Below are 20,852 nucleotides of genomic sequence, written 5' to 3' on the forward strand. Positions count from 1 at the left end.
TATCCTCACCCAGTACACAACCAACACTTCCGACCTGCAGAGCTACAGCAACGGGGAAGTGGAGATTGCGTTGAAATATAGTTTTAAATAAATTTATCAATGAAAATAATTGATTAAAAGTCTCTATACCAACAGTTTATGAAAATATTGATTGCGGACGACCATCAAATTATCCGGTATGGCTTAAAAATCGTGCTAAAAAGTATTTGGTCGCGGTGTAAAGTTTTCGAAGCTGATGAACTTGATAAAATTGTGAGTGTAATTTCTAGTCAAGATCTAGACTTAGTTATTTTTCATATCAATATACCGGGGAGTGAAAATTTGGAGGATTTAATACGCTTCATTCCAAAAGAAACTATAGTAGTTATATTTTCAGCATTCGATAAAAGTAGCGATAGAATTGAATCTTTAAAGAAAGCAGGAGCTAAAACATTTTTATTTAAGGATGCCTCTGTAGAGGAAATAAAAGATATATTTTCCTCATTATTTATAAATAAATCCGAACCCATTTAAGTTTAGCGGTTGTGTATTTGAGGTTAAAAATACTGGTTATAAAGAGATTGTTTCAGATTCCCTCCTCGCAAAGACAAAAATATCTACGTCATTGCAAAGCTGAGTTTGTGTGAGCTGAAGCAATCTCTTGTTTTATAGAACAAAATCCACCAAATACATAATAAGTAAGCCTGAATTATATACTTAGAAACTGTTTAAAAATGCGTCATCTATTTTACTTTAGGTTGTAAGTGAAGATATGAACCACGGCCTGCTGCCTTGGTTCATGTTTCCACACAACAATTAATCTTTCGAAATATAAATAGTTTCTTAAAATTATACTTATTTTTAAATACATTTCATTACCAATATAACTACTCTAACTATAACAATGAAAATCTGTCTGATTGATGACCACCAGCTTCTCTCTGAGCTATTAAAAATTTCACTAGCTGATTTTGATTTCGTTGAGTCGGTTAATATTTATAATCAAGCTGATAAATTTTTTGCACATCTGGATACTGTAAAACCAAATTTTTTGATTTTAGATATGTTAATGCCAGATATGAATGGAATAGACATTATCCGCAATTGCAGAAAAACTAGATCAAAAACAGAATTGAAAATTTTGGTGCTGTCTAGTATTACAAATCCAAATACCATTAGAGCCGCCTTTAAGATGGGTGCTAACGGTTATTTATGTAAAGACGCATCTGTTGAAGAATTGGTAGAAGCCATTCAATTTATTAATGAGTTTGATCGGAAAACTTATGTTGGCAACAGTTTAAAAGAGATTTTAGTTCAATCGCAGCTTTTTGAAGATACAGTAACTTTTACCCTTTCACCAAGAGAAAAGGAATTGCTCCACTATGTTTGTCTGGGCAAAACTGTAAAAGAGATTGCTATAATTTTAGATTTAAGTGCAAATACAATTCAGAGTTATATGCGCCAATTGATGTATAAAATGGATGTGAATAGAATGCCTGATCTTATTCTTAAAGCAATTGAATACGGATTGTTTTTGCCAAATTCTATGGCATAAAATACATCTTCTAAAACCATACCGACATTAAAAGGTTAACTTGTTTAAATGAAACAGAGCGCCGGCATATTATTATTTCGTAAAGTTGAAAATAATCTCGAATTTTTTTTAGTCCACCCAGGTGGACCTTTTTTTGTTCGAAAAGACGAAGGTTTTTGGACTATCCCAAAAGGAGAACTAATGGAGGGAGAAAATCCATTTGATGCAGCGCAAAGAGAATTTGAAGAAGAAATCGGGATTAAGCCTGAAGGTAATTTTATTCAACTAAATCCCATAATTCAAAAAGGTGGGAAAAAAGTTTTGTGCTGGGCACTAGAAATGGATTGTGATCCCGCAAAAATAATAAGCAATACTTTCGAAATCGAATGGCCACCACGTTCGGGCAAAAGACAAAGTTTTCCAGAAGTAGACCGTGCATCTTGGTTTGTTTACGAGGAAGCCATTAAGTTTATTAACGAAAAACAGATTGCCCTACTTAATGAGTTAAAGGAATTAATTAAGGATTTTTAACCATAGATGCACACGCATATATTTTCTCGTCATTATTTTTAACCACAGATGAACACAGATTCACACGGATCATATATCTGTGTGCATCCTTTTTCATCTGTGGTTAATATTTTTGGTTAGCGATACATAAGCACGGATCATGGAACTGTGTGCATCCTTTTTCATCTGTGGTTAATATTTTTGGTTAGCGATACATAAGCACGGATCATGGAACTGTGTGCATCCTTTTTCATCTGTGATTAATATTTTTGGTTTATAGATACATAAGCACGGATCATGAAACTGTGTGCATCCTTTTTCATCTATGGTTAATATTTTTGATTTAAAGATACATAGGCACGGATCATGGAACTGTGTGCATCCTTTTTCATCTGTGGTTAATATTTTTGGTTAGCGATACATAAGCACGGATCATGTATCTGTGTGCATCCTTTTTCATCTGTGGTTAATATTTTTGGTTAGCGATACATAAGCACGGATCATGGAACTGTGTGCATCCTTTTTCATCTGTGGTTAATATTTTTGGTTAGCGATACATAAGCACGGATCATGGAACTGTGTGCATCCTTTTTCATCTATGGTTAATATTTTTGGTTTAAAGATACATAGGCACGGATCATGTATCTGTGTGAATCCTTTTTCATCTGTGATTAATATTTTTGGTTTAGCGATACATAAACACGGATCATGTATCTGTGTGCATCCTTTTTCATCTGTGGTTAATATTTTTGGTTAGAAATACATAAGCACGGATCATGTATCTGTGTGCATCCTTTCTTATCTGTGGTTAATATTTTTTCTTAAAGCGGAATATTTGATATTTACGTAATCTTTTGTTAGATAATAAAACTTTATAAAACAATTAAATGAATACGACGAAAATAGGTTGGATTGGTTTGGGCAATATGGGCATTCCAATGGCTGAACAATTAATTAAGGCAGGTTATCCAATAACGGTCTATAATAGGAGCAAAGTAAAAGAATCGGCTCTAAAAAATATGGGCGCTGAAATTGCATCAAACCCAGCAAAATTGCTCGAAGAAACAGATGTAGTTATTGTTATGGTTTCTGATGATCATGCCATAAGTGAAATTTTTAGTGGTGAAGAAGGTTTGCTTCAATCTAAAACTTCGAATAAGATAATTATTAACATGAGTACAGTTTCTCCAAAAATCTCAAAAGAGATGGCTGAGAAATGTAGAGATATAGAATGCTTTTATCTTGATGCACCCGTATCTGGAAGTGTTAAACAGGCAGAAACTGGTCAACTGGTAATCATGGTTGGTGGCGAGGAGCAGGTGTTTGAAAAGGCGAAACCAATTTTAGAAAAACTTGGCAAACTTGCTTTAATTGTTGGATCACATGGCGCTGGGAATATGGCAAAATTGGCTATAAATTCTTTACTTGCACTGTATGCTCAAGGTTTGGCAGAAACGGTTGTTTTCGCTAACCAGAATGGAATTAAAACGGAAGATTTACTCCAACTCATTAACAATGCGGCACTGGGAAATATTTTCACAAAAATTAAAGGTGATGCAATTATTGGAGATAATTACAAAGCTGCATTTGCCTTAAAGCATATAGTAAAAGATTTAGGTTTGGCTAAAGATGAAGGAATTTCTTCGCCACTTGCCGAAACGGCATTTACAACATTTAAAAATGCAGAAGCCAATTATGGCGAGGAAGATATTATTGCGGTAATTAAGGCTATTAAATAAAATTTCTAGCTAAGATTAGGCTGAGTCTAATTGTTTTAGTTGATTTTTTGATTTAAATTTCGATGAAACATTTAATCAATATCTTTTGTTAAAATTAAATAACTAACCGAATAAAAAAATATGAACGTTACATTAGAACAGGCGCAAAATATAATCGCAGTAGCCCAAGCGAAAGCAGTTGAAATTAACACCAAAATGAATATTGCTATTGTAGATACCGGCAGTAATCTCGTGGCTTTTGCCAGAATGGATGGCGCATGGTTAGGCTCTGCAGATATCGCCCAGAAAAAGGCAAAAACTGCCAATTGGTTTAATATGGATACTAAAGCATTAACACCATTGGTGCAACCTGGTCAACCTTTGTTTAATATCGAACATTCAAATGGAGGATTAATCACTTTTCCAGGTGGCGTAATTTTAAAAAATGCTTCAGGCGAAATTATTGGCGCAATCGGTGTTTCTGGGAGTACTGTAGATGATGATCATGCTGTTGCAACGGCTGGAGCAGGATCTTTATAGAACTTATTAATATTAACTTGAAGAGCTTGTTCCATTTTGGCTACAAGCTCTTTTACATTTTCATTAACGCTGGGTATATTCTAATAAATACCTGAGCTCCAATTGGGTTTTTTCCATAAAGGGTATTGAGCGCACCATTCGTATTATAAAAAGAAACCTGACCACCAATTGCTGTTTTAAATTTGCTCAGATTTAAAACATCGTAATTTAAGCCGAGGCTCAATGCATTTACGCCGAACAGATTTTCGCCATAAATATTTTCATCTAGGTTTAGCTCTTCAACAGATTTCTGAACCCATTCATAACGGGTGTAAAACGATAACTTTTTTAATCGATAAGCACCTTCAATTAACACCGCATTTTCGCTATTATGCCCTTTGGTTTTATTCATTCCCCATAAAGCTGTTGCATTTAAATTTTGATTCTCACCAATTGGTAATGCATAAATAGCCGATGCAATGGTTCTATTTACATTTTCATCACCATGCAAGCTTTCCGGACTTTTTATCCATCCATGAGATACTTGCAATGCCCAGTTTTTATTTGGATTGAAAGATAATCTTGCACTATAAGAATCGAAGCGAGGTTTGTCAAAATCGAAACGATTTTCATCAGGTTCTCTTCCATTAAAAGAAGAAGCTTCTATTTTAAATTTATCATATCTAAAACCTAAAGTGGCCACTCCAAAAGTAATGTGCGTTCCATCATTCCAATGGTGAGAAATTGGAGCATCGGGATTAGCAAGCGCCGACGGGCGGTGCATAAAAGCGACAGAGCCCAAAGCAGGTTCGCCGGGATAACCGAGGTACACAGAAAGATCTGATTTTTTCGAAAATGAATAGGTGTAAGCAACAGAAAGTTCTGAAAATAAATCATGCGGGTGCTGGCGATCAACTAAAGGTTGTCCTTTCCAACTTTCGCCAGTTTGAAACAAAAGCGGATAACCTGCACCGCCTTCGGTAAGTCGATCAAAAGAAAGCATCGAGCTAAAATGAAAAAGCCCTTTTTCGCCAACTTTGCGCTGTCCCATAAACATAAACCAATTCGGTGCATCAAATTTATCTCCACCACGTTTTCCATTATCGCCTACATCTTGTTTAGTGTAACGCAGGGCGATATTTCCATGGAGCATATACATCCATTTTTTAGAATGATACATTAAGCCATACATTGGAGATGCATCTGGAAGCCAGGCCGTTCCAGAACCATTTCTAGACATTGGTAGGTTTAAAGAATAAGCATGACTCATTGGCGATTCCATCTTCATGTCGCCCATATTGTGCATACCATGGTCCATCTCCATGCTCATGGTATCTGTCATTTTATTTTTTGTAGAGTCTTTTTTGGCAGGCATGTGCATTTCATGCTGTGCATTAGCAGAAAAAATTAGTCCGAAAATGAATAAGCTGAGGAGTTTGAATTTAAGTTGCATAAGGTTTCCAATTGTGTGTTGGCTCAAAATTAGGTGCTTATATTTTTTAAACTTTACATCATTCTAAAAATTATTTACATAATTATAATATTCAAAATGTAGATCAGGATAGGAAGAAGCTGGTTTTTCATAATCTGAGAATAGAAAACATTAAAAAAAATAAAGCTAACTATTGTTTCGTACGAAAACTATCGTACCTTTGGAATATGAAAAGTAATCAATCTGAAAATAATCTACCAGAACCAACAAAAGCAGAGTTGGAAATCCTTCAGATTTTGTGGGAGTTTGGTCCATCAACAGTGAGATTTGTGAACGATAAGTTAAATGAGCAAAAGGAAGTTATTTATACTTCTACCTTAAAGCAGATGCAAATTTTAACCGAAAAGGGAATTTTAAAGCGTGATGAAAGTCAGATGAAGCACATTTATATTCCCGTAGAAGCCGAAGAGAAAACTAAAGTTCAGCTGTTGGATCGGTTTGTAACTACACTTTATAAAGGATCTGCATCTCAGTTAATGATGCAACTTTTAGGTAATGAAAAAACATCGAAAGCGGAAATAGAAGAGATTAAAAAACTCTTAAATAGCATGAAATAATAAGAATTAAAATCCTTTAAGAACCACAATTATGGAATTTAAATTTATAAATCTTTTGCCAGAAAATTGGTTGCACGCTTTGGGCGCAACCTTATTCCATTCTCTTTGGCTAGGTGTTTTATTGGCGCTGGCGAGTGGGCTGGTTATGTTTTCGACTCGGAAATCAACCGCAACATTGCGCTATAATTTGCTCACCATTTGCTTATGTCTATTTGTAGTTTCTATTTTGGTTGTATTTGGCTTGGAATTGCAAAAGCCATTGCAGATTGCTGGTCAGTCTGTAGTTAACCAAATTACGAGTGTTGGTGGAAATGCCAAAATTACTCAGCCAGTAATAATTGATGTACAATATAACATGTCATCGAGTTTAAATAGTTTGGTTGCTCTATGGAATTCTTATGCTTATCAAATCGTTTTAATCTGGTTTTTTATCATTTGTATCAAAAGCATTCAGCTTTTAGTTGGGCTAAATAGCATTCATTACTTAAGAAATAATAAAACTTATTCTGCTGGTGCTAAATGGGAAGCAAAAATCGAAATTCTAGCTCAAAGGCTAGGAATCGATCAAAAAATTCAGATTGTTCAATCCGGCATTGCAAAAATGCCGATGGTAGTCGGCCATTTTAAACCCTTGGTTTTAGTTCCTTTAGGCTTATTGAGTGGCTTATCTATTGAAGAAGTGGAAGCAATTTTAGCACACGAACTGGCGCACATTAAACGCAGAGATTATTTGGTAAACGTTTTACAAAGCTTTATCGAAATTGTATTCTTCTTTAATCCAGCCGTGCTTTGGGTATCAAACTTAATAAAAACAGAACGCGAACATTGCTGTGATGATTTAGCCATCAACTGTGTTAACGATCGAAGAAACTATGTTCAGGCACTAATTTCCTGTCAGGAATTTAAACAAGACTCGCCGGTTTTTGCAATGGCGATAACGGGCAAAAAAAGTAATCTCTTGCACCGAGCAAGCAGAATGTTATTCAACACTAAATCAACATTAAATAAAATGGAAAAAACCATATTAACCATCGCTTTAGTATCGGTAGTGGTTTGTACAGCTGCATTTAAAAGTGTGGGCAATGCAAAATCTTCAACTGAAAAAGAAAATTTAAAAGCCTATCAAATCGTTCAGGACACAACGAAAAAGAAAGTCAAAGGAAAAGTAGCTAAAGCTTCAGAAAATAAATCGGGTGAGCAAATCGAGAAGGAGATTGAAGAAAAAATGAACAACACAGAAAAAATGCTTCTTGAAAAAGAAAAAGCAATTGCTGTTGAAGATAAAAACCGAGCACAAGAGGATGCTAAACTTGCTAAAGAAGATGCCAAGATGGTTATTGAGGATAAAAAGCGAGCAGAAGCTGATAAGAAATGGGCAGAAGAGGAAAGAAAAACTAATAGAAACCAAAATAATAATGTACAGCAGAATAAAAATGAAGCGGATTATATAACTGCTCAAAAACGTTATGAAGCGGATGCAAAAAGATATGCAAAATCTGCAGAGGCATATTCTAAACGTGCCGAACAGTATGCTAAAAAGGGCCAGCTTTACAGCACAAGTGTACCACCTGAACCGCCAACTCCTCCTACTACGCCAGTACCAAGTGCTCCAACAAGTCCAACTACGCCACCTTCTCCACCAACCCATATTTCTACTCCGCCTGTGCCACCCCTTAATAGAGAAAAGTCTAGTTCGAAAACTGTTACAAAAACGGGTACTGAACGTGTTGTTTCTACAATAAGCGTTACCAATGGAGACGGACATGATTATACGCCAGAAATTAACAAAGAACTTTTGAAGGATGGGATAATTAACAATACCAATAAGCTTTCTTACAACCTGAATAAAGACTATTTAGTTGTGAATGGGGTTAAGCAAGATGCCATTATTCACCAAAAATATAAGTCGAAATATTTAAAACAAGATAACCGCTCTCTTTACTACAACTTTGAGGTAGATTCCAAAAACTAATCTCCAGCTTCTTAATTACAAACTGCTTTTATGAATGTTAAATTACTGGCTTTTTTAGCCATATGGATAACTATTGCCTTAAATTTTGCTCAAGCTCAACAACCTTCCGGAAAAATATTTGGACGTGTAAAAGATGCAGAGAATAAAAACTTGGATTACGCTACTGTTGCACTTTTTAAGGATTCCATCTTGGTCAAAACCATGTTTACGGAAACAGATGGATTATTCAGTTTTAATAATTTAGAAAATGGTAAATACCTAATCAAAGTTTCGGCAGTTGGTTTTCCGATTTACAAAACAGATACCTTAAAATTGCAGGCAGATAAGTTGGAGATAAATTTGCTCGACATTAAAATTAAAGCCACTGATAATAATTTAAAGGATGTTAATATTGTTGCACAAAAAGCTTTTGTAGAACGCAAAATAGATCGAACGGTTGTAAATGTTGATGCACTAATTTCTAACGCTGGAAGCACCGCATTGGATGTTTTGAGTAAATCGCCAGGGGTAAATGTAGATCAGAATGGTGCAATCAGTTTAAAGGGAAAAAATGGGGTGAGCATTTTTATTGATGATAAACCAACCTATTTATCGGGAGCCGACTTAGAAAATTACCTACGATCTTTACCTTCATCAAGTTTGGATCAAATAGAATTGATGACCAACCCGCCCGCAAAATACGATGCTGCGGGGAATGCTGGAGTAATTAACATCAAAACAAAAAAAACTAAAATTTCAGGTTTTAACGGTGGTGTAAATGTCAGTTTAAATCAGGGCGAATTAACCAGATCTAACAATAGTTTTAACTTCAATTACCGAAAAAATAAGATTAACATTTTCGGAATACTGAGTTACAATTTAAACAACAGTTTTACCGATCTTGATCTTAACCGAACCTATAAAAACAATGATGGAAGTCCGAAATATTACTTCAATCAAAACTCTTATTTTAAAAGGCATGGAAATACACTCAATCTTAAAACAGGATTAGATTATTACGCTACCGATAAAACAACTTGGGGTGTGGTTTTTACAGGGATGAATAGAATTTCTACCCAAGTAAATAACAATACCAGTAACTTATTAAATGCGATAAAACAGCCTGATTCTATAATCAAGGCAGAAAACATAGATCAAATTCATTACAAAAACGTGGGAGTCAATTTTAATTTTAGGCATAAGTTTAATAAAGCCGGAAGAGATTTAACCTTCGATGCAGATTATCTGAATTATAACAATAAAACAGATCAGACGTATTATAATTATAGCTATTTCGCCAATATGATGCTAAAATCACAAGATATTTTATCAGGGAATTTGCCTTCAAATATTGATATCTATACGGCTAAAGCAGATTATTCTCATCCACTAAATAAAGGATGGAAGTTGGATGCTGGTTTAAAAACTGCCTACACCAAAACCGATAATGTTGCCGATTATTTAAATATTGCAAATAATAATACTTCAATAGATTATCAAAAGAGTAATCATTTTATTTACCGGGAGAATATTAATGCGGCTTACTTGAATATGAGCAGAGAAGGGAAGCGATTTTCTTTACAAGCTGGTTTACGTTTAGAAAGCACGGTTTCTAACGGGCATCAATTGGGCAATTTAATTAAACCAGATTCGAGTTTTAGACGAACTTACACTAGCTTATTTCCTACACTTTATTTCTCTTATAAATTGGATAGTGCAGGCAACAACGAACTGGGATTAAGTTATGGAAGAAGAATAGATCGGCCTTACTATCAAGATTTAAATCCGTTTTTCTCTCCTTTGGATAAGTTTACCTATTATGTTGGAAACCCATTTTTGCGCCCAGCTTTTACGCAGAGTATAGAACTTTCGCACACCTTTAAAAATAAAATTACCACAACCGTTGGATATAGTTGGGTTAAGGATGATGTGAACGAAACCATCGAAATTGTTGACGGAACTTACTTTAGTAGGCCAGCAAACATTGGGCAAACAAGCGTTTTAAATTTATCGGTAAATGCAGATTTGGACCTTACAAAATGGTTAACTATGCACAGCTATCTCGAACTGGCGAAAATGAAATCTAAAACGGATTTTTACACAGGCTTTTTAGTTACCAATGGAGCTTATGTTAGATTTAATCCAACGCTCCAGCTTAAATTTAGTCCAACTTGGAGTGGAGAGGCTAACTTTCGCTATCAAAGTAAATTCTCAAATGTTCAGTTTTTGTTAGGTGCAACACATGAATTTGGTGCTGCTGTACAAAAGAAATTATCTCCAAGAAGCACTTTGAAGCTTACTGCCAACGATATTTTTAGAGATCGAATATTTGTTGGCGTAATTAATAACTTGGCTACCACGGATGCAAACTGGACAAACAAACAAGATTCTAGAACAGTAGTTTTAAGCTACAGTTATCGATTCGGGAAAGCATTTTCTACACCATCTAAACACGAATCTTCAGGAGCAGATAGCGAAAAAAACAGGGTTAAGAATTAGTGCAATGAAGCTGTATCATAAATCAATTGATTTATTTAAATAAACCGATTCAAAACCAAAACCCCAACTAATCCTAAAACCGAAACAATACTTTCCATAACAGTCCAAGTAGAAAAAGTTTGTTTCAAGGTTAAGTTGAAGTATTCTTTAAACATCCAAAATCCGGTATCATTAACATGAGAAAACATTAAACTGCCAGCACCAACAGATAAAACCATTAATTCTGGCGGAGCGTGAGATCCGATTAAAGGCAAAACCATTCCCGATGCAGTAAGCGCTGCCACAGTTGCTGAACCCAGCGTTACCCTTAAAGATGCGGTAATGAGCCAAGCGAGTAATAAGGGAGATAAATTTAAATTTCCAGTGAGTTGCTTTACCGTTTCACCCATTCCGCTATCAATTAATATTTGCTTAAAAGCCCCGCCGGCAGCAATAATCAAAACAATCATGGCAATACTTTTAACGCCTTCAGCACAAGATTCCATCGCTTTAACTATTGGGCTCGACTGAACAAATAAGGTTATTATGACTGAAATTAATAATGCTGCAGTTGGATCAGCTAGGAAAACAAACACAGGCTTTACTGCATAATCTATTTTAAAACTACTTCCAATTGTACCGGCGATGATCAAGAATACCGGCAATAGGGCAGTTATAAAACTTTTGGTGCCCGATGGTAAGTTCTGTTCTTCACTTACGGTGAAATTCTGAGTAGCAACATTATCATTTCTTTTAAGGATTAATCGAGGAAAAAAAACTCCTGCAATCGCAGCGATCGGAATACTTAAGATTAAACCATAAATTAACGTTTTGCCAATATCTGCATGGAAAATTCCTGCCAAAGCAATTGGGCCAGGATGAGGGGGGAGAAAACCATGGGTAACCGATAGCGCTGCGGCCATTGGAATCCCTATATATAATTTAGATAAGCCAGTTGCCGAAGCAATTGCAAATACAAGGGGAATTAATACAACAAAACCTGCATTGTAAAATAATGGAATTCCGACCAAAAAACCCGTCAGCAAAACCGCCCATTGAATATTTTTCTTCCCGAAAGCTTTGATTAAAATGAAGACAATTTTTTTGGCTGATCCACTGTCCTCAATCAGTTTTCCCATCATGGCACCCAATGCGAGCACCATTATCATGCTTCCTAATGTACTTCCAATTCCATTACTAATAGATCCCATTACTTTGCTGGCAGGCATGCCGAGCAATAAGCCAGTAACAATTGCTACGGTTAATAGCGCAATCATTGGGTTAATCTTTTTAAGGATCATTACAAAAAGTAAAAGAATCCCAAAAAGTAATATGAATAACGACATAAGGGCGCAGAGTAAGGCTTTATTTTTTTACGATGATTGTTCTTCCAGTTACAAGATTAAACTCATAAACTCGGTACAATCCGTCATCACTAATCTCGATAGTTTCTACCAAACCCGTTTTACTAAATGTATCGGTAACCATGCTGCCAATCTTTACATCTTGCAAAACCTCACTGGGTGTATCGCTATTTAATCTAATCATGATATAAAAGTAGTTAAATACTATTAATCAATCAGCCCGATTAAGAAGATTTAGTTATGTGTTGTCCAAACCAGGTCTCCGGTTTCATAGCCAAGTTTTCTTGCTGTATCCAGATAAACTGATTTTATGGTTTCAGGAATAATTTTGGTTCGGGATAGAATCCAAAGGTATTGTAAATTATTACCGGCAACCAATGCATATTTATAATCTGGATCGATTTGGATAACATTGTAGCCTGCGTAAAAAGGACCGAAAAAGGAAACTTTTAATCGTGCTTCATCTTCGTCTTTTACAAACTTTGCCTTACCAACACTTTGCTTCCACTCTTTTTTAACATAATTATAACCGCGGTTGTCCACCTTTATGGAGCCATCATCTTTTAAGGAATAAGTTGCGGTAACATTGTTGAGGTTTTTCTCGAATTTGAAATCCATTCTGGCAATCTCATACCACTTTCCAAGGTATTTGTCTTTTTTAAAGGGCTTAACTGCTTTTGCTCCTTTAGGGATCGAAACGCAGGAAATTAAGTTTACAGCAACAGCACCAATAACTAATGCTAGGAGAATTTTATTATATTTTGAATTCATCTTTTTAATAGAGAAACAGAAGATGGGTTGAAAAGTTTAATCTTCTATTTTAAAATGTATGAGTTTAATTTCCTTCGTTTCTTAATATTTTTAGTGGAGGTTGGTTTAGTACACTTCTACTGCTTAAAACGCCAGTAATTACAACGAGTAACACCACAGAGCCAAAGAGTAAAATGGTTGGTAAAACAGGCGGAATAAAGGCTGCATCGAAACTAAATTTGGCTAAAGCCCAACTGCCTGCGATTGCTAAAATTAATCCAGCTCCTGAAGCAAAGGCACCGAGAAAGAAATATTCAATCGCGTTAATTCTTAAAATCTGTTTTCTGCTAGCACCTAATGTTCTCAATAATATGCTCTCTTTAATGCGCTGATTTTTACTTGTAAGCACAGCAGAAATTAAAACAATCCAACCCGTGGCCATGCTAAAGCCAGCCATAAATCGAATTACAAATCCAATTTTCCCTAAAAGTTCATCCAATAATTTCAGTACCAAATCTAAATCAATAACCGATACATTCGGGAATTTTTGAACTACACTTCCTTGAAATTTCGCTGAAACTTCGCTCGATGGAACTCGAGTCATTAATACATGAAATTGTGGCGCTTCTTCGAGTACACCTGCTGGGAAAACTACTCTGAAATTCGTTTGCATTCTGCTCCAGTTCACTTCTCTTAAACTACCAACAACGGTCGGGATAAGCATTCCCTGTACATTAAATACAATTTTATCGTTTACCCCGACTTTAATTCTTTTGGCAAAACTTTGATCTAAAGAAATGTAAACCGTTTGATTTGGTGCTATTTTTCCAATCCATTTTCCTTCAGTAATTTTTTCAGCTGTAGTTAAACTATCCTGATAAGTTGCTCTAATTTCATTTCTAAACGCACCGCGATTGTTACTATCGGCACTTGCTTTTTTGCCGTTAATTTCATCAATTCTCATGGTAATCACCGGAACTTGATTCATTAAAGGCAACTTGAAAGATTTAGTTAAACTATCCAATCCTTGCTTTTGCGTATTCTGAATATCGAATAAAACCATATTTGGTTGATTATTGCCAGATGAAAGTGTTACCCGATTCATCAATATACCCTGAACAAAAAACAACGTACAAATGAAGGCTGTAGATAAACCGATAGAAACGGTAAGCATTAAAGTTTGGTTATTCGGGCGGTATAAATTAGCGAAACCTTGTCGCCACAAATAACTCGAAGAATTTGGAATAAGCTTCCTTACCAAAAACATTAAGATTTTAGAAAAAACAATCAATAGGAGAAAAGCAAAAGCAATACTTAATGTGAAAGCCAGGGTTTGAATCCATGTTTTCATTTGCAGGTAGGTAAAGCCCAAAACGAAAAGACCCATCAATAAATAAACCACCCAAGTTAGTGGATCTCTTCCGCCAGATGATTTTTCGAACGAAGCACGTATCGCATTTAAAGGTGAAATTTTTCTTACTGATAGGAGAGAAGGCAAAGCGAAGAGAATCGAAATAATCAGTCCTAGTAAAATCCCTTGTCCCACAGCAAGCCAAGAAATTTGCATCGTAATTTCTACTGGGAGAAAATCTTTTAATACAAATGGAAGTAAAAACTGAATTCCAGTGCCCAAAACTGCTCCGATCAGGGAGGCGATTAATCCGATAAAAAATATCTGGATCAGATAAATTAAAAATGCATCTCTAGATTTTAAACCTAAGCATCGCAAGGTAGCAATGGCATTAAGTTTTTCCTGAATGTAAACATGAATTGCACTTCCTACACCAACACAACCTAGTAATAAAGCAATAAAACCCGATAATGCTAAAAAGCGATTAACATCTTTAAATGATCTTCCGGTTTGTTCTTTTCTTGATTCTACCGTATCAGAATCAAAACCCTCTTTTTCAAATTTGGGTTCTAGCTTTTTAACCAAAGCCTCTATTCCTGCCGAATTATTGTATTTATAATAGAATTTACTACTGATCCGACTTCCGTTTTTGATTAAATTGGTTCGATCCAAATATTTAAGCGGAATATAAACTGTTGGTGCTACACTAGATGAAATTCCTGTTTGTCCGGGCGCTTTGGTTAAGGTTCCGGCAATTTCAAAAGTAAGGTCGCCAACTTTAATCGAATCGCCAACTTTGGCATTAAACTGAAGCATTAAAGTTTGATCTACCAAAGCCGTTCTGCCTGCTTGAAAAGTTTTAGCTGCGCTTTCAGGAATGGTTTCTATCGAGCCATAGTAGGGATAATTCCCATTTAGAGCTTTCATTTGTACCAATCGGCTTCCACCATTTTTCTGGAAGTAAACCATTGAGGCAAATGTTTTTTCTTGAGATCGTTCATCGCCCAGCGTATCCAGCATTTTTTGCATCGCTTTGCTAACGCCCTTTCTACTTTCTAGAATTAAATCTGCACCCGTAAGCTCTTTCGCCTGACTATCAATATCTCTTTGTAAATTATCTTTAAAAGAATAAACCGCAACGAGCGCCGCAATCCCTAAAACGATAGAAGAAATAAATAGAAGCAACCGCGATCGGTTTTTGCGACTATCTCTCCAAGCCATTTTAAATAGCCAAGAAAAACGAATGTGTTGATTGGGGAGGTTATTTTTAGACATAACTCGGGCTTTCGTCTGAAATGATTATGCCACCCTTAATTTTTATTGTTCTACCAGTTTTAGCTGCCAAGTCCAGATCATGAGTTACAATAACCAATGTTGTTCCGGCATCTTTGTTTAAATCAAAGAGCAGTTTAATTACCTTTTCGCTGGTTTCAGCATCTAAATTTCCTGTAGGTTCATCGGCAAAAAGAATGGCAGGTTGGTTGGAAAATGCCCTCGCCAAAGAAACGCGTTGTTGCTCTCCACCAGATAGTTGTACCGGGTAATGATGAGAACGATCGGCCAAACCAACTTTATCTAACAGCGATAAAGCATGCGCCTTAATGTTTTTAGCACCTCTCAATTCTAATGGAACCATTACATTTTCAAGCGCTGTTAGCGTAGGCAGAAGCTGGAAATTCTGAAATATAAAACCCACAAATTGATTCCGAACAGCAGCTCTTTCGTCTTCATTTAGTTTTTCTAAGGCAATCTGATTAAGTTCTACTGTTCCACTACTGGCACGATCTAATCCGGCACATAAACCTAAAAGAGTTGTTTTGCCACTGCCCGATGGACCAGTTATGGCTACCGTTGAACCTGCTGAGATGGAGAAGTTAATCTGATCTAAAACGGTAAGCGCCCGACCAGCACTTTGGTAAATTTTGCTTACATTTCGAATGTTTAATATGCTTTCCAAATTAGAATTTATTTAAAGGATTTGCGTTTAGAGGTTAACCAAACATAAGATAATCAATTATGTTATATTGATTTTATAATTAGAGATACAATTAATAGATATGTTACGAAAACGCTTAATGGGGCTATTTGTTTTGGCTGTTGTACTCGCTTCATGCGGAAATGGACAGAATAAAACGGATAAGGACAAAACTTTAGATTCGGTTGACGATAAGTCTTCAAAAACGGAAGTTAAACAGAAGAATATACTTTTTTTTGGAACAAGCTTAACCGCTGGATATGGTCTCGATCCGACAGAAGCTTACCCAGCTTTAATCCAGAATAGAATAGATTCTTTAAAATTACCATACAAAGTAATTAACGGTGGCTTGAGTGGAGAAACATCTGCTGCCGGCAAAGCAAGGATAGATTGGTTATTGAAACAACCAGTAGATATTTTTGTATTAGAGCTTGGCGCCAATGATGGTTTGAGAGGATTGCCAGTCGCGGAGACTACAAAAAATCTTCAAGCTATAATTGATCGGGTTAAAGCTAAATATCCCGATGCTAAAATGGTTTTGGCGGGCATGCAGGTTCCACCTAATATGGGTGCAAAATACGCTGCGGATTTTAAAAATATGTTCCCAGCTTTAGCTAGCAAAAATAAAATGCTTTTAATTCCATTTCTATTGGATAAAGTTGGTGGTGTTCCAAAACTAAATCAAGCCGATGGAATTCATCCAACAGCAGAAGGCGATAAAATTTTGGCTGAAAACGTTTGGGTTGTACTTAAGGATCTTCTTAAATAAGCTTTAATAATCTTATGCCATGGTACGTGTCTTCACGTACCATTTAATGCAACATTAAATAAAACTAGTTCGGGATTTTAGCATAGCGCATCTCGAACTGAGAATAAAAATGAATTTGTAATTCATTCTCCCTTACGCTGTGGTATCTGATTTAAAGTACCATTAAGGGTTGTAACTTTTTTTAGTCTCAAAAACATATCTCTCTTATTGGTTCATGGAGACACGAACCAAGGCATTGGGCAAAAACAATCGCAGACCTTTACGCCATGATACGTGTCTTCACGTACCATTTAATGCAATAAATAAGTAACCTCCTCAATTAAATTTTATCAATTAGCTTGCGTGTTTATTTTGAGTTTTAATTCTTGGATTGGCATAGTACTCAACCGAAAATCTTCCATTACCTTCAATTAGAAAGCAAACCAATCCTGCTAAAACAAAAGTCGAAAACCAGAATTCAGAATAGGGAACAAAAATTCCTTGCGATAGATTTACAAAGAAAACAGCTCCAAAAAGTACGGGTAAGTTGAGCAAGCAGAAAAGTCTGGTATTTGTGCCTAAAGCAATTGCAAGGCCACCGATTAAGTGGAGCAATATGATTAAATGTGCAAATAAGCTAATCGAGAATGCTGTGCCAAGTGCAGCGCCTCGCATTAAATGATTAAAGGATTCCAGATTGGTTGCAAACATTACACCTTTCCAAATTAATATAAGTCCTAAAGTAATTCTTAAATAGTCGAGCCAGATTGGATGATGCAAATCACCCCATTGCTGAATTTTTTTGAAGATATCCATAACTTTATATATTGGTTATAAGCAATATACAGAAAATCTGATGAATGGACAAATCTTTAAAATCAATTTTAGTAATCCAATTGTAAATGCTTATAAACGTTATTACGGATTGATTCTTCGAGAAGCATTTACAAAATCTAAAACTTTATTGCTGTAAATTTAGTGGCATATCAGGTTCGGAGAAAACCTGTTCTTTGTTCTTTTTCGCGGTTCTTATTTTTTTTAGTTTCGGAATGATAAATAAAATTCCAAAAGCTAACAAAGACATGAGGAGCTGAATAACCACATTAACTTTGGCAATGGGGTTAACATTAATATTATCGATGATGTAAACCGAGCGATAAACACTTCTAATCAGTAAAATAATCATTAAATAAATACTCCAGGCAAATCTTCGCTTAATCATTACGGCTAAGATGTAACGCAATGCTAAAACAACGCCGATCATAATAAAATCTGTTGTGCTTTCAGGGTCGTAGATAAACAGATTGGCAATCCCGATTAGAAAACTGCCAAATATTAGGTGAGAAGAAATGGTGTAATTATTTCTTATAATGTTCATGATATTTCAAAAGCATCGGTAATTAAATTACACGGATAGACATTACAAATATCGGAATATTATCATTTCTAAAGGAGATAAAGTCGATGAAGAAGGGATATCGAATCATTTTTGACTTGATATAAGTCAAACTTTACAGAAAGTGCCCCATTTGCTTTAAAAATGAGGGGTTATTTTTAATTTTCTGTAAAATTTATGCTGAATAGCATAGCTTGAATAAGCTTTTTAAGATCTAATTTTTCGCTCTTTGATAAATTGTGCTGGGTTACCTTGATAAATTTTATAAGCCTCAAGGTTTTTAGTTGCAACACTTCCCATCGTTAAAACAGAGTGACTGTAAAGCGTCACTCCTGGGCAAACTTTTGAAGATGCACCAATCCAAACGCCATCCTCTAATGTTATTGGTTTAACAATTAAATCGAATGTTTTCTTGCTGTAATCGTGATTTCCAGTCATCAGCATGGCTTGTTGAGAAATGCAACAGTTTCTTCCAATTTTAACCCAATCTAGATTTTCAATGTAGCAATCGGCTAGCCAAGAATAATCATCTATAATTAACTTCCAGGGGTATTTGATATGAATCCCTGGTTTAATGCGAACTTCATTCCCAATTTTTGCACCGAATAATCTGAGGATGAATACAAGGATATTGCTAAAAGGAATTATGCCACTTTTAAAGAAAAAGACAGAGGTACCATACCATAAAAACTGCTTCAGGGAAGAAGCGCCAATCTGGAAAGTACCCGTATTAAAGACTTTATTTAACTGTGTTTTTTCCAAAAGATTAATCTGCTAATTCTGTCTTTTCAGTTTTATTTTCTGGAAGAATAGAACGTGTATTTCGCTTAATCCAGAGGTAAAGCATTACAAAAATGCAGATGTAAACGATAATATTGAAAATTTCGTGATGATAAGTAAAGTTGTTCCGTTGCGATTGAAAAAAGCCAAGCAATACACCTAAACCAGATATTCGGCAAATATTTAGAACATAAATAGTAATCAAACCAACAACCATCATTTTCAAAGTAGATTTCCAAGGAGCAGGAAAAGCCAATACGAAGGCAACTAAAAAACTCATAACGCCCAAGCCCAGGCACGAATAATTAATTCGCAAATATGGACCTGAAACTACCATCACATCCGAATCGTTATGGATGGCATAAAAGCCGAATAATTTAATAATCCAGACTGCTGGTTTAATCAAGGCAGTTTTAAGCCCTTGAATGTAATTGAAATGATCAGCAATAAAGGCATTATAAAGCGAGATCCCGGGCTCATTACACTATTCATAAATAAATTGCCCTGACTAAATAATATATAGAGAATGAATAAGGCAACAATAAATTTAAGTGCCTTTCTATCAGCCTGCTTCTTTGCTTGTTTAAGTTCGATTTCGTTCATATCAAATTGAAATGGCTAAAGATAAGTTTAATTTTTTCGATTTTTATTTGGAGCTGAATTAGGTTATTGCGTTAACGATGGAAGCGATATCCTTTTTGATCTTTGTAGTACCTGTAACTTGAAATTGAAGCGTCCAAATCATTATAACAATTGTCTAAAAATTGAAAGGCAGATTGCTGGTTATTGCCCGCTTCTACTTCTTAATTTTTTAATCTTTTGATCGACCAAACGTCTAAACCAAAATCCCTGTAAATAATGAAATCTTATTCCGGTCGAACCATCGAGTATGCCGAGTTTAAAGATCATGCGATAAGCAAAATATAGGTAGGGACGAAATCCAAGTGGAAGTTTCCACCACAATCTTTTTAACCAAGCACGCTGTTCATCTGGATTACCAAGTAATGAAGGTTTTAAGCTTTGAGATCTCGTGTTGTTCATCCGCTCAACTTCTTCTGTGGCAATCAAATCGCTATAATGTTCGTGTTTGTCAATCCAGAAATTGATGTCGTTTTCTTTTAAATTTTCTTCTAGCAAATATCCATTTTTCCAAATAATAGTTTTTCCGGAAGTAATGAAGCGATGATCCATATTCTCATTAAGATCCGAAATTCCAACACCTTTACGGAACATCTTTAGCTGATAGAAGGGAAAGTAACCACCAAATCGAATCCATTTGCCTTGAAAGAAGTTTTTTCTATTGAAGTAAATACCATTGACGTGGCTATAATCTTCTGGTTTAAAATCGATCAATAATTTAAAAAGCGCTGGGGTAACCTTTTGATCTGCATCTAAACCAATAATCCAAGGAGTTGAAATCTCGAAATTGCGAAGTGCAAAATCCCATTGTTTTGGGTGGTTAATAAATGAATTTATTTTTACCGTTGCGCCATATTGAGTAGCGATTTTTAATGTATCATCTGTACTTCCGCTATCTAAGATAAAAATAGGTGCTTGCAGGTCTTTGATGGATTCCAATAGCCTAGGCAAATGAATTTGTTCATTGTAGGTGAGTATTATAAAACTGAAGTTTTCGTTCATTTTTTATTAATCGTCATTTCGACCGAAACGGGGAAATCTTTGGACTTCAAAACTTTTCAATTATTTATTTTTCGTGGCAAAATCCAAAGGGCATCCAATTACAAATTCT

Annotated in this window: 20 protein-coding genes and 1 pseudogene; 9 read left to right on the forward strand and 12 right to left on the reverse strand. The window is 35.5% G+C overall.

Annotation, left to right across the window (positions count from 1 at the left end; genetic code table 11):
- Positions 1-138 precede the first annotated feature (138 nt).
- The 5 genes from H7U22_RS22175 to H7U22_RS22195 all read left to right on the forward strand — a co-directional run bounded on the left by H7U22_RS22175 (position 139) and on the right by H7U22_RS22195 (position 4,281).
- The gene (locus tag H7U22_RS22175) at positions 139-513 is read left to right on the forward strand and encodes a response regulator (protein WP_187073533.1); all 375 of its coding nucleotides are present in this window, start codon (positions 139-141) and stop codon (positions 511-513) included.
- Positions 514-883: 370 nt separating this feature from the next.
- A complete protein-coding gene (locus H7U22_RS22180; protein ID WP_187073534.1) occupies positions 884-1,534 on the forward strand; it encodes a response regulator in 651 nt (216 codons plus the stop codon).
- Between the two features lie 48 nt (positions 1,535-1,582).
- A complete protein-coding gene (locus H7U22_RS22185) occupies positions 1,583-2,044 on the forward strand; it encodes an NUDIX domain-containing protein (RefSeq protein ID WP_187073535.1) in 462 nt (153 codons plus the stop codon).
- A gap of 866 nt (positions 2,045-2,910) precedes the next feature.
- Positions 2,911-3,762: an NAD(P)-dependent oxidoreductase gene (locus H7U22_RS22190; RefSeq protein WP_187073536.1), complete on the forward strand. Its 852-nt coding sequence runs from the start codon at positions 2,911-2,913 to the stop codon at positions 3,760-3,762.
- A 120-nt stretch (positions 3,763-3,882) separates the two neighbouring features.
- Positions 3,883-4,281 (forward strand): GlcG/HbpS family heme-binding protein, encoded by a 399-nt coding sequence (locus H7U22_RS22195; RefSeq protein WP_187073537.1) that lies wholly within the window; start codon positions 3,883-3,885, stop codon positions 4,279-4,281.
- Between the two features lie 52 nt (positions 4,282-4,333).
- Here H7U22_RS22195 and H7U22_RS22200 read toward each other — a convergent pair whose 3' ends face one another.
- Positions 4,334-5,713 carry a hypothetical protein gene (locus H7U22_RS22200; RefSeq protein WP_187073538.1) on the reverse strand — a complete coding sequence of 460 codons (1,380 nt, stop codon included), beginning with the start codon at positions 5,711-5,713 and terminating at the stop codon, positions 4,334-4,336.
- A gap of 206 nt (positions 5,714-5,919) precedes the next feature.
- On the opposite strand from H7U22_RS22200, the gene H7U22_RS22205 reads away from it, so the two are divergent.
- From H7U22_RS22205 to H7U22_RS22215, 3 genes are read left to right on the forward strand one after another with little or no spacing between them, the layout of a single operon-like run.
- The gene (locus H7U22_RS22205) at positions 5,920-6,309 is read left to right on the forward strand and encodes a BlaI/MecI/CopY family transcriptional regulator (protein WP_187073539.1); all 390 of its coding nucleotides are present in this window, start codon (positions 5,920-5,922) and stop codon (positions 6,307-6,309) included.
- 31 nt (positions 6,310-6,340) lie between these two features.
- Positions 6,341-8,281, forward strand: a complete 1,941-nt coding sequence (locus tag H7U22_RS22210) for a M56 family metallopeptidase (protein ID WP_187073540.1) — start codon at positions 6,341-6,343, stop codon at positions 8,279-8,281.
- Between the two features lie 30 nt (positions 8,282-8,311).
- Positions 8,312-10,759: an outer membrane beta-barrel protein gene (locus H7U22_RS22215; RefSeq protein WP_187073541.1), complete on the forward strand. Its 2,448-nt coding sequence runs from the start codon at positions 8,312-8,314 to the stop codon at positions 10,757-10,759.
- A gap of 35 nt (positions 10,760-10,794) precedes the next feature.
- Here the strand turns inward: H7U22_RS22215 and H7U22_RS22220 are convergent, their stop codons facing one another.
- The 5 genes from H7U22_RS22220 to H7U22_RS22240 all read right to left on the reverse strand — a co-directional run bounded on the left by H7U22_RS22220 (position 10,795) and on the right by H7U22_RS22240 (position 16,160).
- Positions 10,795-12,084 (reverse strand): GntT/GntP/DsdX family permease, encoded by a 1,290-nt coding sequence (locus H7U22_RS22220; RefSeq protein WP_187073542.1) that lies wholly within the window; start codon positions 12,082-12,084, stop codon positions 10,795-10,797.
- Positions 12,085-12,103: 19 nt separating this feature from the next.
- Positions 12,104-12,286, reverse strand: coding sequence for a hypothetical protein (locus H7U22_RS22225; RefSeq protein ID WP_187073543.1), 183 nt, complete (start codon positions 12,284-12,286; stop codon positions 12,104-12,106).
- Positions 12,287-12,336: 50 nt separating this feature from the next.
- A complete protein-coding gene (locus H7U22_RS22230) occupies positions 12,337-12,873 on the reverse strand; it encodes a lipocalin family protein (protein WP_187073544.1) in 537 nt (178 codons plus the stop codon).
- Positions 12,874-12,937: 64 nt separating this feature from the next.
- Positions 12,938-15,478 (reverse strand): ABC transporter permease, encoded by a 2,541-nt coding sequence (locus tag H7U22_RS22235; protein WP_222621937.1) that lies wholly within the window; start codon positions 15,476-15,478, stop codon positions 12,938-12,940.
- On the reverse strand, positions 15,471-16,160 hold the full coding sequence (locus H7U22_RS22240; RefSeq protein WP_187073545.1) for an ABC transporter ATP-binding protein: 690 nt from the start codon (positions 16,158-16,160) through the stop codon (positions 15,471-15,473). The genes H7U22_RS22235 and H7U22_RS22240 overlap by 8 nt, the downstream gene beginning before the upstream one ends.
- A 100-nt stretch (positions 16,161-16,260) precedes the next feature.
- Between H7U22_RS22240 and H7U22_RS22245 the strand changes: the two genes are divergently transcribed.
- The gene (locus H7U22_RS22245; protein ID WP_187073546.1) at positions 16,261-16,947 is read left to right on the forward strand and encodes an arylesterase; all 687 of its coding nucleotides are present in this window, start codon (positions 16,261-16,263) and stop codon (positions 16,945-16,947) included.
- Positions 16,948-17,280: 333 nt separating this feature from the next.
- On the opposite strand, the gene H7U22_RS22250 is transcribed toward H7U22_RS22245, so the two are convergent.
- From H7U22_RS22250 to H7U22_RS22275, 6 genes and pseudogenes are all read right to left on the reverse strand, one after another.
- On the reverse strand, positions 17,281-17,742 hold the full coding sequence (locus H7U22_RS22250) for a DoxX family protein (RefSeq protein WP_187073547.1): 462 nt from the start codon (positions 17,740-17,742) through the stop codon (positions 17,281-17,283).
- Positions 17,743-17,887: 145 nt separating this feature from the next.
- Positions 17,888-18,304 carry a hypothetical protein gene (locus tag H7U22_RS22255; protein WP_187073548.1) on the reverse strand — a complete coding sequence of 139 codons (417 nt, stop codon included), beginning with the start codon at positions 18,302-18,304 and terminating at the stop codon, positions 17,888-17,890.
- A gap of 225 nt (positions 18,305-18,529) precedes the next feature.
- A complete protein-coding gene (locus H7U22_RS22260; RefSeq protein ID WP_187073549.1) occupies positions 18,530-19,084 on the reverse strand; it encodes a WcaF family extracellular polysaccharide biosynthesis acetyltransferase in 555 nt (184 codons plus the stop codon).
- A gap of 4 nt (positions 19,085-19,088) precedes the next feature.
- Positions 19,089-19,508 (reverse strand): exosortase Y, encoded by a 420-nt coding sequence (gene xrtY / locus H7U22_RS22265; protein WP_187073550.1) that lies wholly within the window; start codon positions 19,506-19,508, stop codon positions 19,089-19,091.
- Positions 19,505-19,705: a hypothetical protein gene (locus H7U22_RS22270; protein WP_187073551.1), complete on the reverse strand. Its 201-nt coding sequence runs from the start codon at positions 19,703-19,705 to the stop codon at positions 19,505-19,507. Before H7U22_RS22270 ends, xrtY begins: the two co-directional genes overlap by 4 nt.
- A gap of 201 nt (positions 19,706-19,906) precedes the next feature.
- Positions 19,907-20,743, reverse strand: a pseudogene (locus H7U22_RS22275) (glycosyltransferase family 2 protein); the annotation flags it as partial.
- Between the last annotated feature and the right edge of the window lie 109 nt (positions 20,744-20,852).

It is taken from the genome of Pedobacter fastidiosus (assembly GCF_014306625.1).
In the GTDB taxonomy this organism is placed as follows: Bacteria; Bacteroidota; Bacteroidia; order Sphingobacteriales; family Sphingobacteriaceae; genus Pedobacter; species Pedobacter fastidiosus.

Bases quoted from the DNA above. Each gene is read 5' to 3' on its own strand.
- H7U22_RS22175 (WP_187073533.1), top strand. From the start codon at position 139: ATGAAAATATTGATTGCGGACGACCATCAAATTATCCGGTATGGCTTA.
- H7U22_RS22180 (WP_187073534.1), top strand. From the start codon at position 884: ATGAAAATCTGTCTGATTGATGACCACCAGCTTCTCTCTGAGCTATTA.
- H7U22_RS22185 (WP_187073535.1), top strand. From the start codon at position 1,583: ATGAAACAGAGCGCCGGCATATTATTATTTCGTAAAGTTGAAAATAAT.
- H7U22_RS22190 (WP_187073536.1), top strand. From the start codon at position 2,911: ATGAATACGACGAAAATAGGTTGGATTGGTTTGGGCAATATGGGCATT.
- H7U22_RS22195 (WP_187073537.1), top strand. From the start codon at position 3,883: ATGAACGTTACATTAGAACAGGCGCAAAATATAATCGCAGTAGCCCAA.
- H7U22_RS22200 (WP_187073538.1), bottom strand. From the start codon at position 5,713: ATGCAACTTAAATTCAAACTCCTCAGCTTATTCATTTTCGGACTAATT.
- H7U22_RS22205 (WP_187073539.1), top strand. From the start codon at position 5,920: ATGAAAAGTAATCAATCTGAAAATAATCTACCAGAACCAACAAAAGCA.
- H7U22_RS22210 (WP_187073540.1), top strand. From the start codon at position 6,341: ATGGAATTTAAATTTATAAATCTTTTGCCAGAAAATTGGTTGCACGCT.
- H7U22_RS22215 (WP_187073541.1), top strand. From the start codon at position 8,312: ATGAATGTTAAATTACTGGCTTTTTTAGCCATATGGATAACTATTGCC.
- H7U22_RS22220 (WP_187073542.1), bottom strand. From the start codon at position 12,084: ATGTCGTTATTCATATTACTTTTTGGGATTCTTTTACTTTTTGTAATG.
- H7U22_RS22225 (WP_187073543.1), bottom strand. From the start codon at position 12,286: ATGATTAGATTAAATAGCGATACACCCAGTGAGGTTTTGCAAGATGTA.
- H7U22_RS22230 (WP_187073544.1), bottom strand. From the start codon at position 12,873: ATGAATTCAAAATATAATAAAATTCTCCTAGCATTAGTTATTGGTGCT.
- H7U22_RS22235 (WP_222621937.1), bottom strand. From the start codon at position 15,478: ATGTCTAAAAATAACCTCCCCAATCAACACATTCGTTTTTCTTGGCTA.
- H7U22_RS22245 (WP_187073546.1), top strand. From the start codon at position 16,261: ATGTTACGAAAACGCTTAATGGGGCTATTTGTTTTGGCTGTTGTACTC.
- H7U22_RS22250 (WP_187073547.1), bottom strand. From the start codon at position 17,742: ATGGATATCTTCAAAAAAATTCAGCAATGGGGTGATTTGCATCATCCA.
- H7U22_RS22255 (WP_187073548.1), bottom strand. From the start codon at position 18,304: ATGAACATTATAAGAAATAATTACACCATTTCTTCTCACCTAATATTT.
- H7U22_RS22270 (WP_187073551.1), bottom strand. From the start codon at position 19,705: ATGAACGAAATCGAACTTAAACAAGCAAAGAAGCAGGCTGATAGAAAG.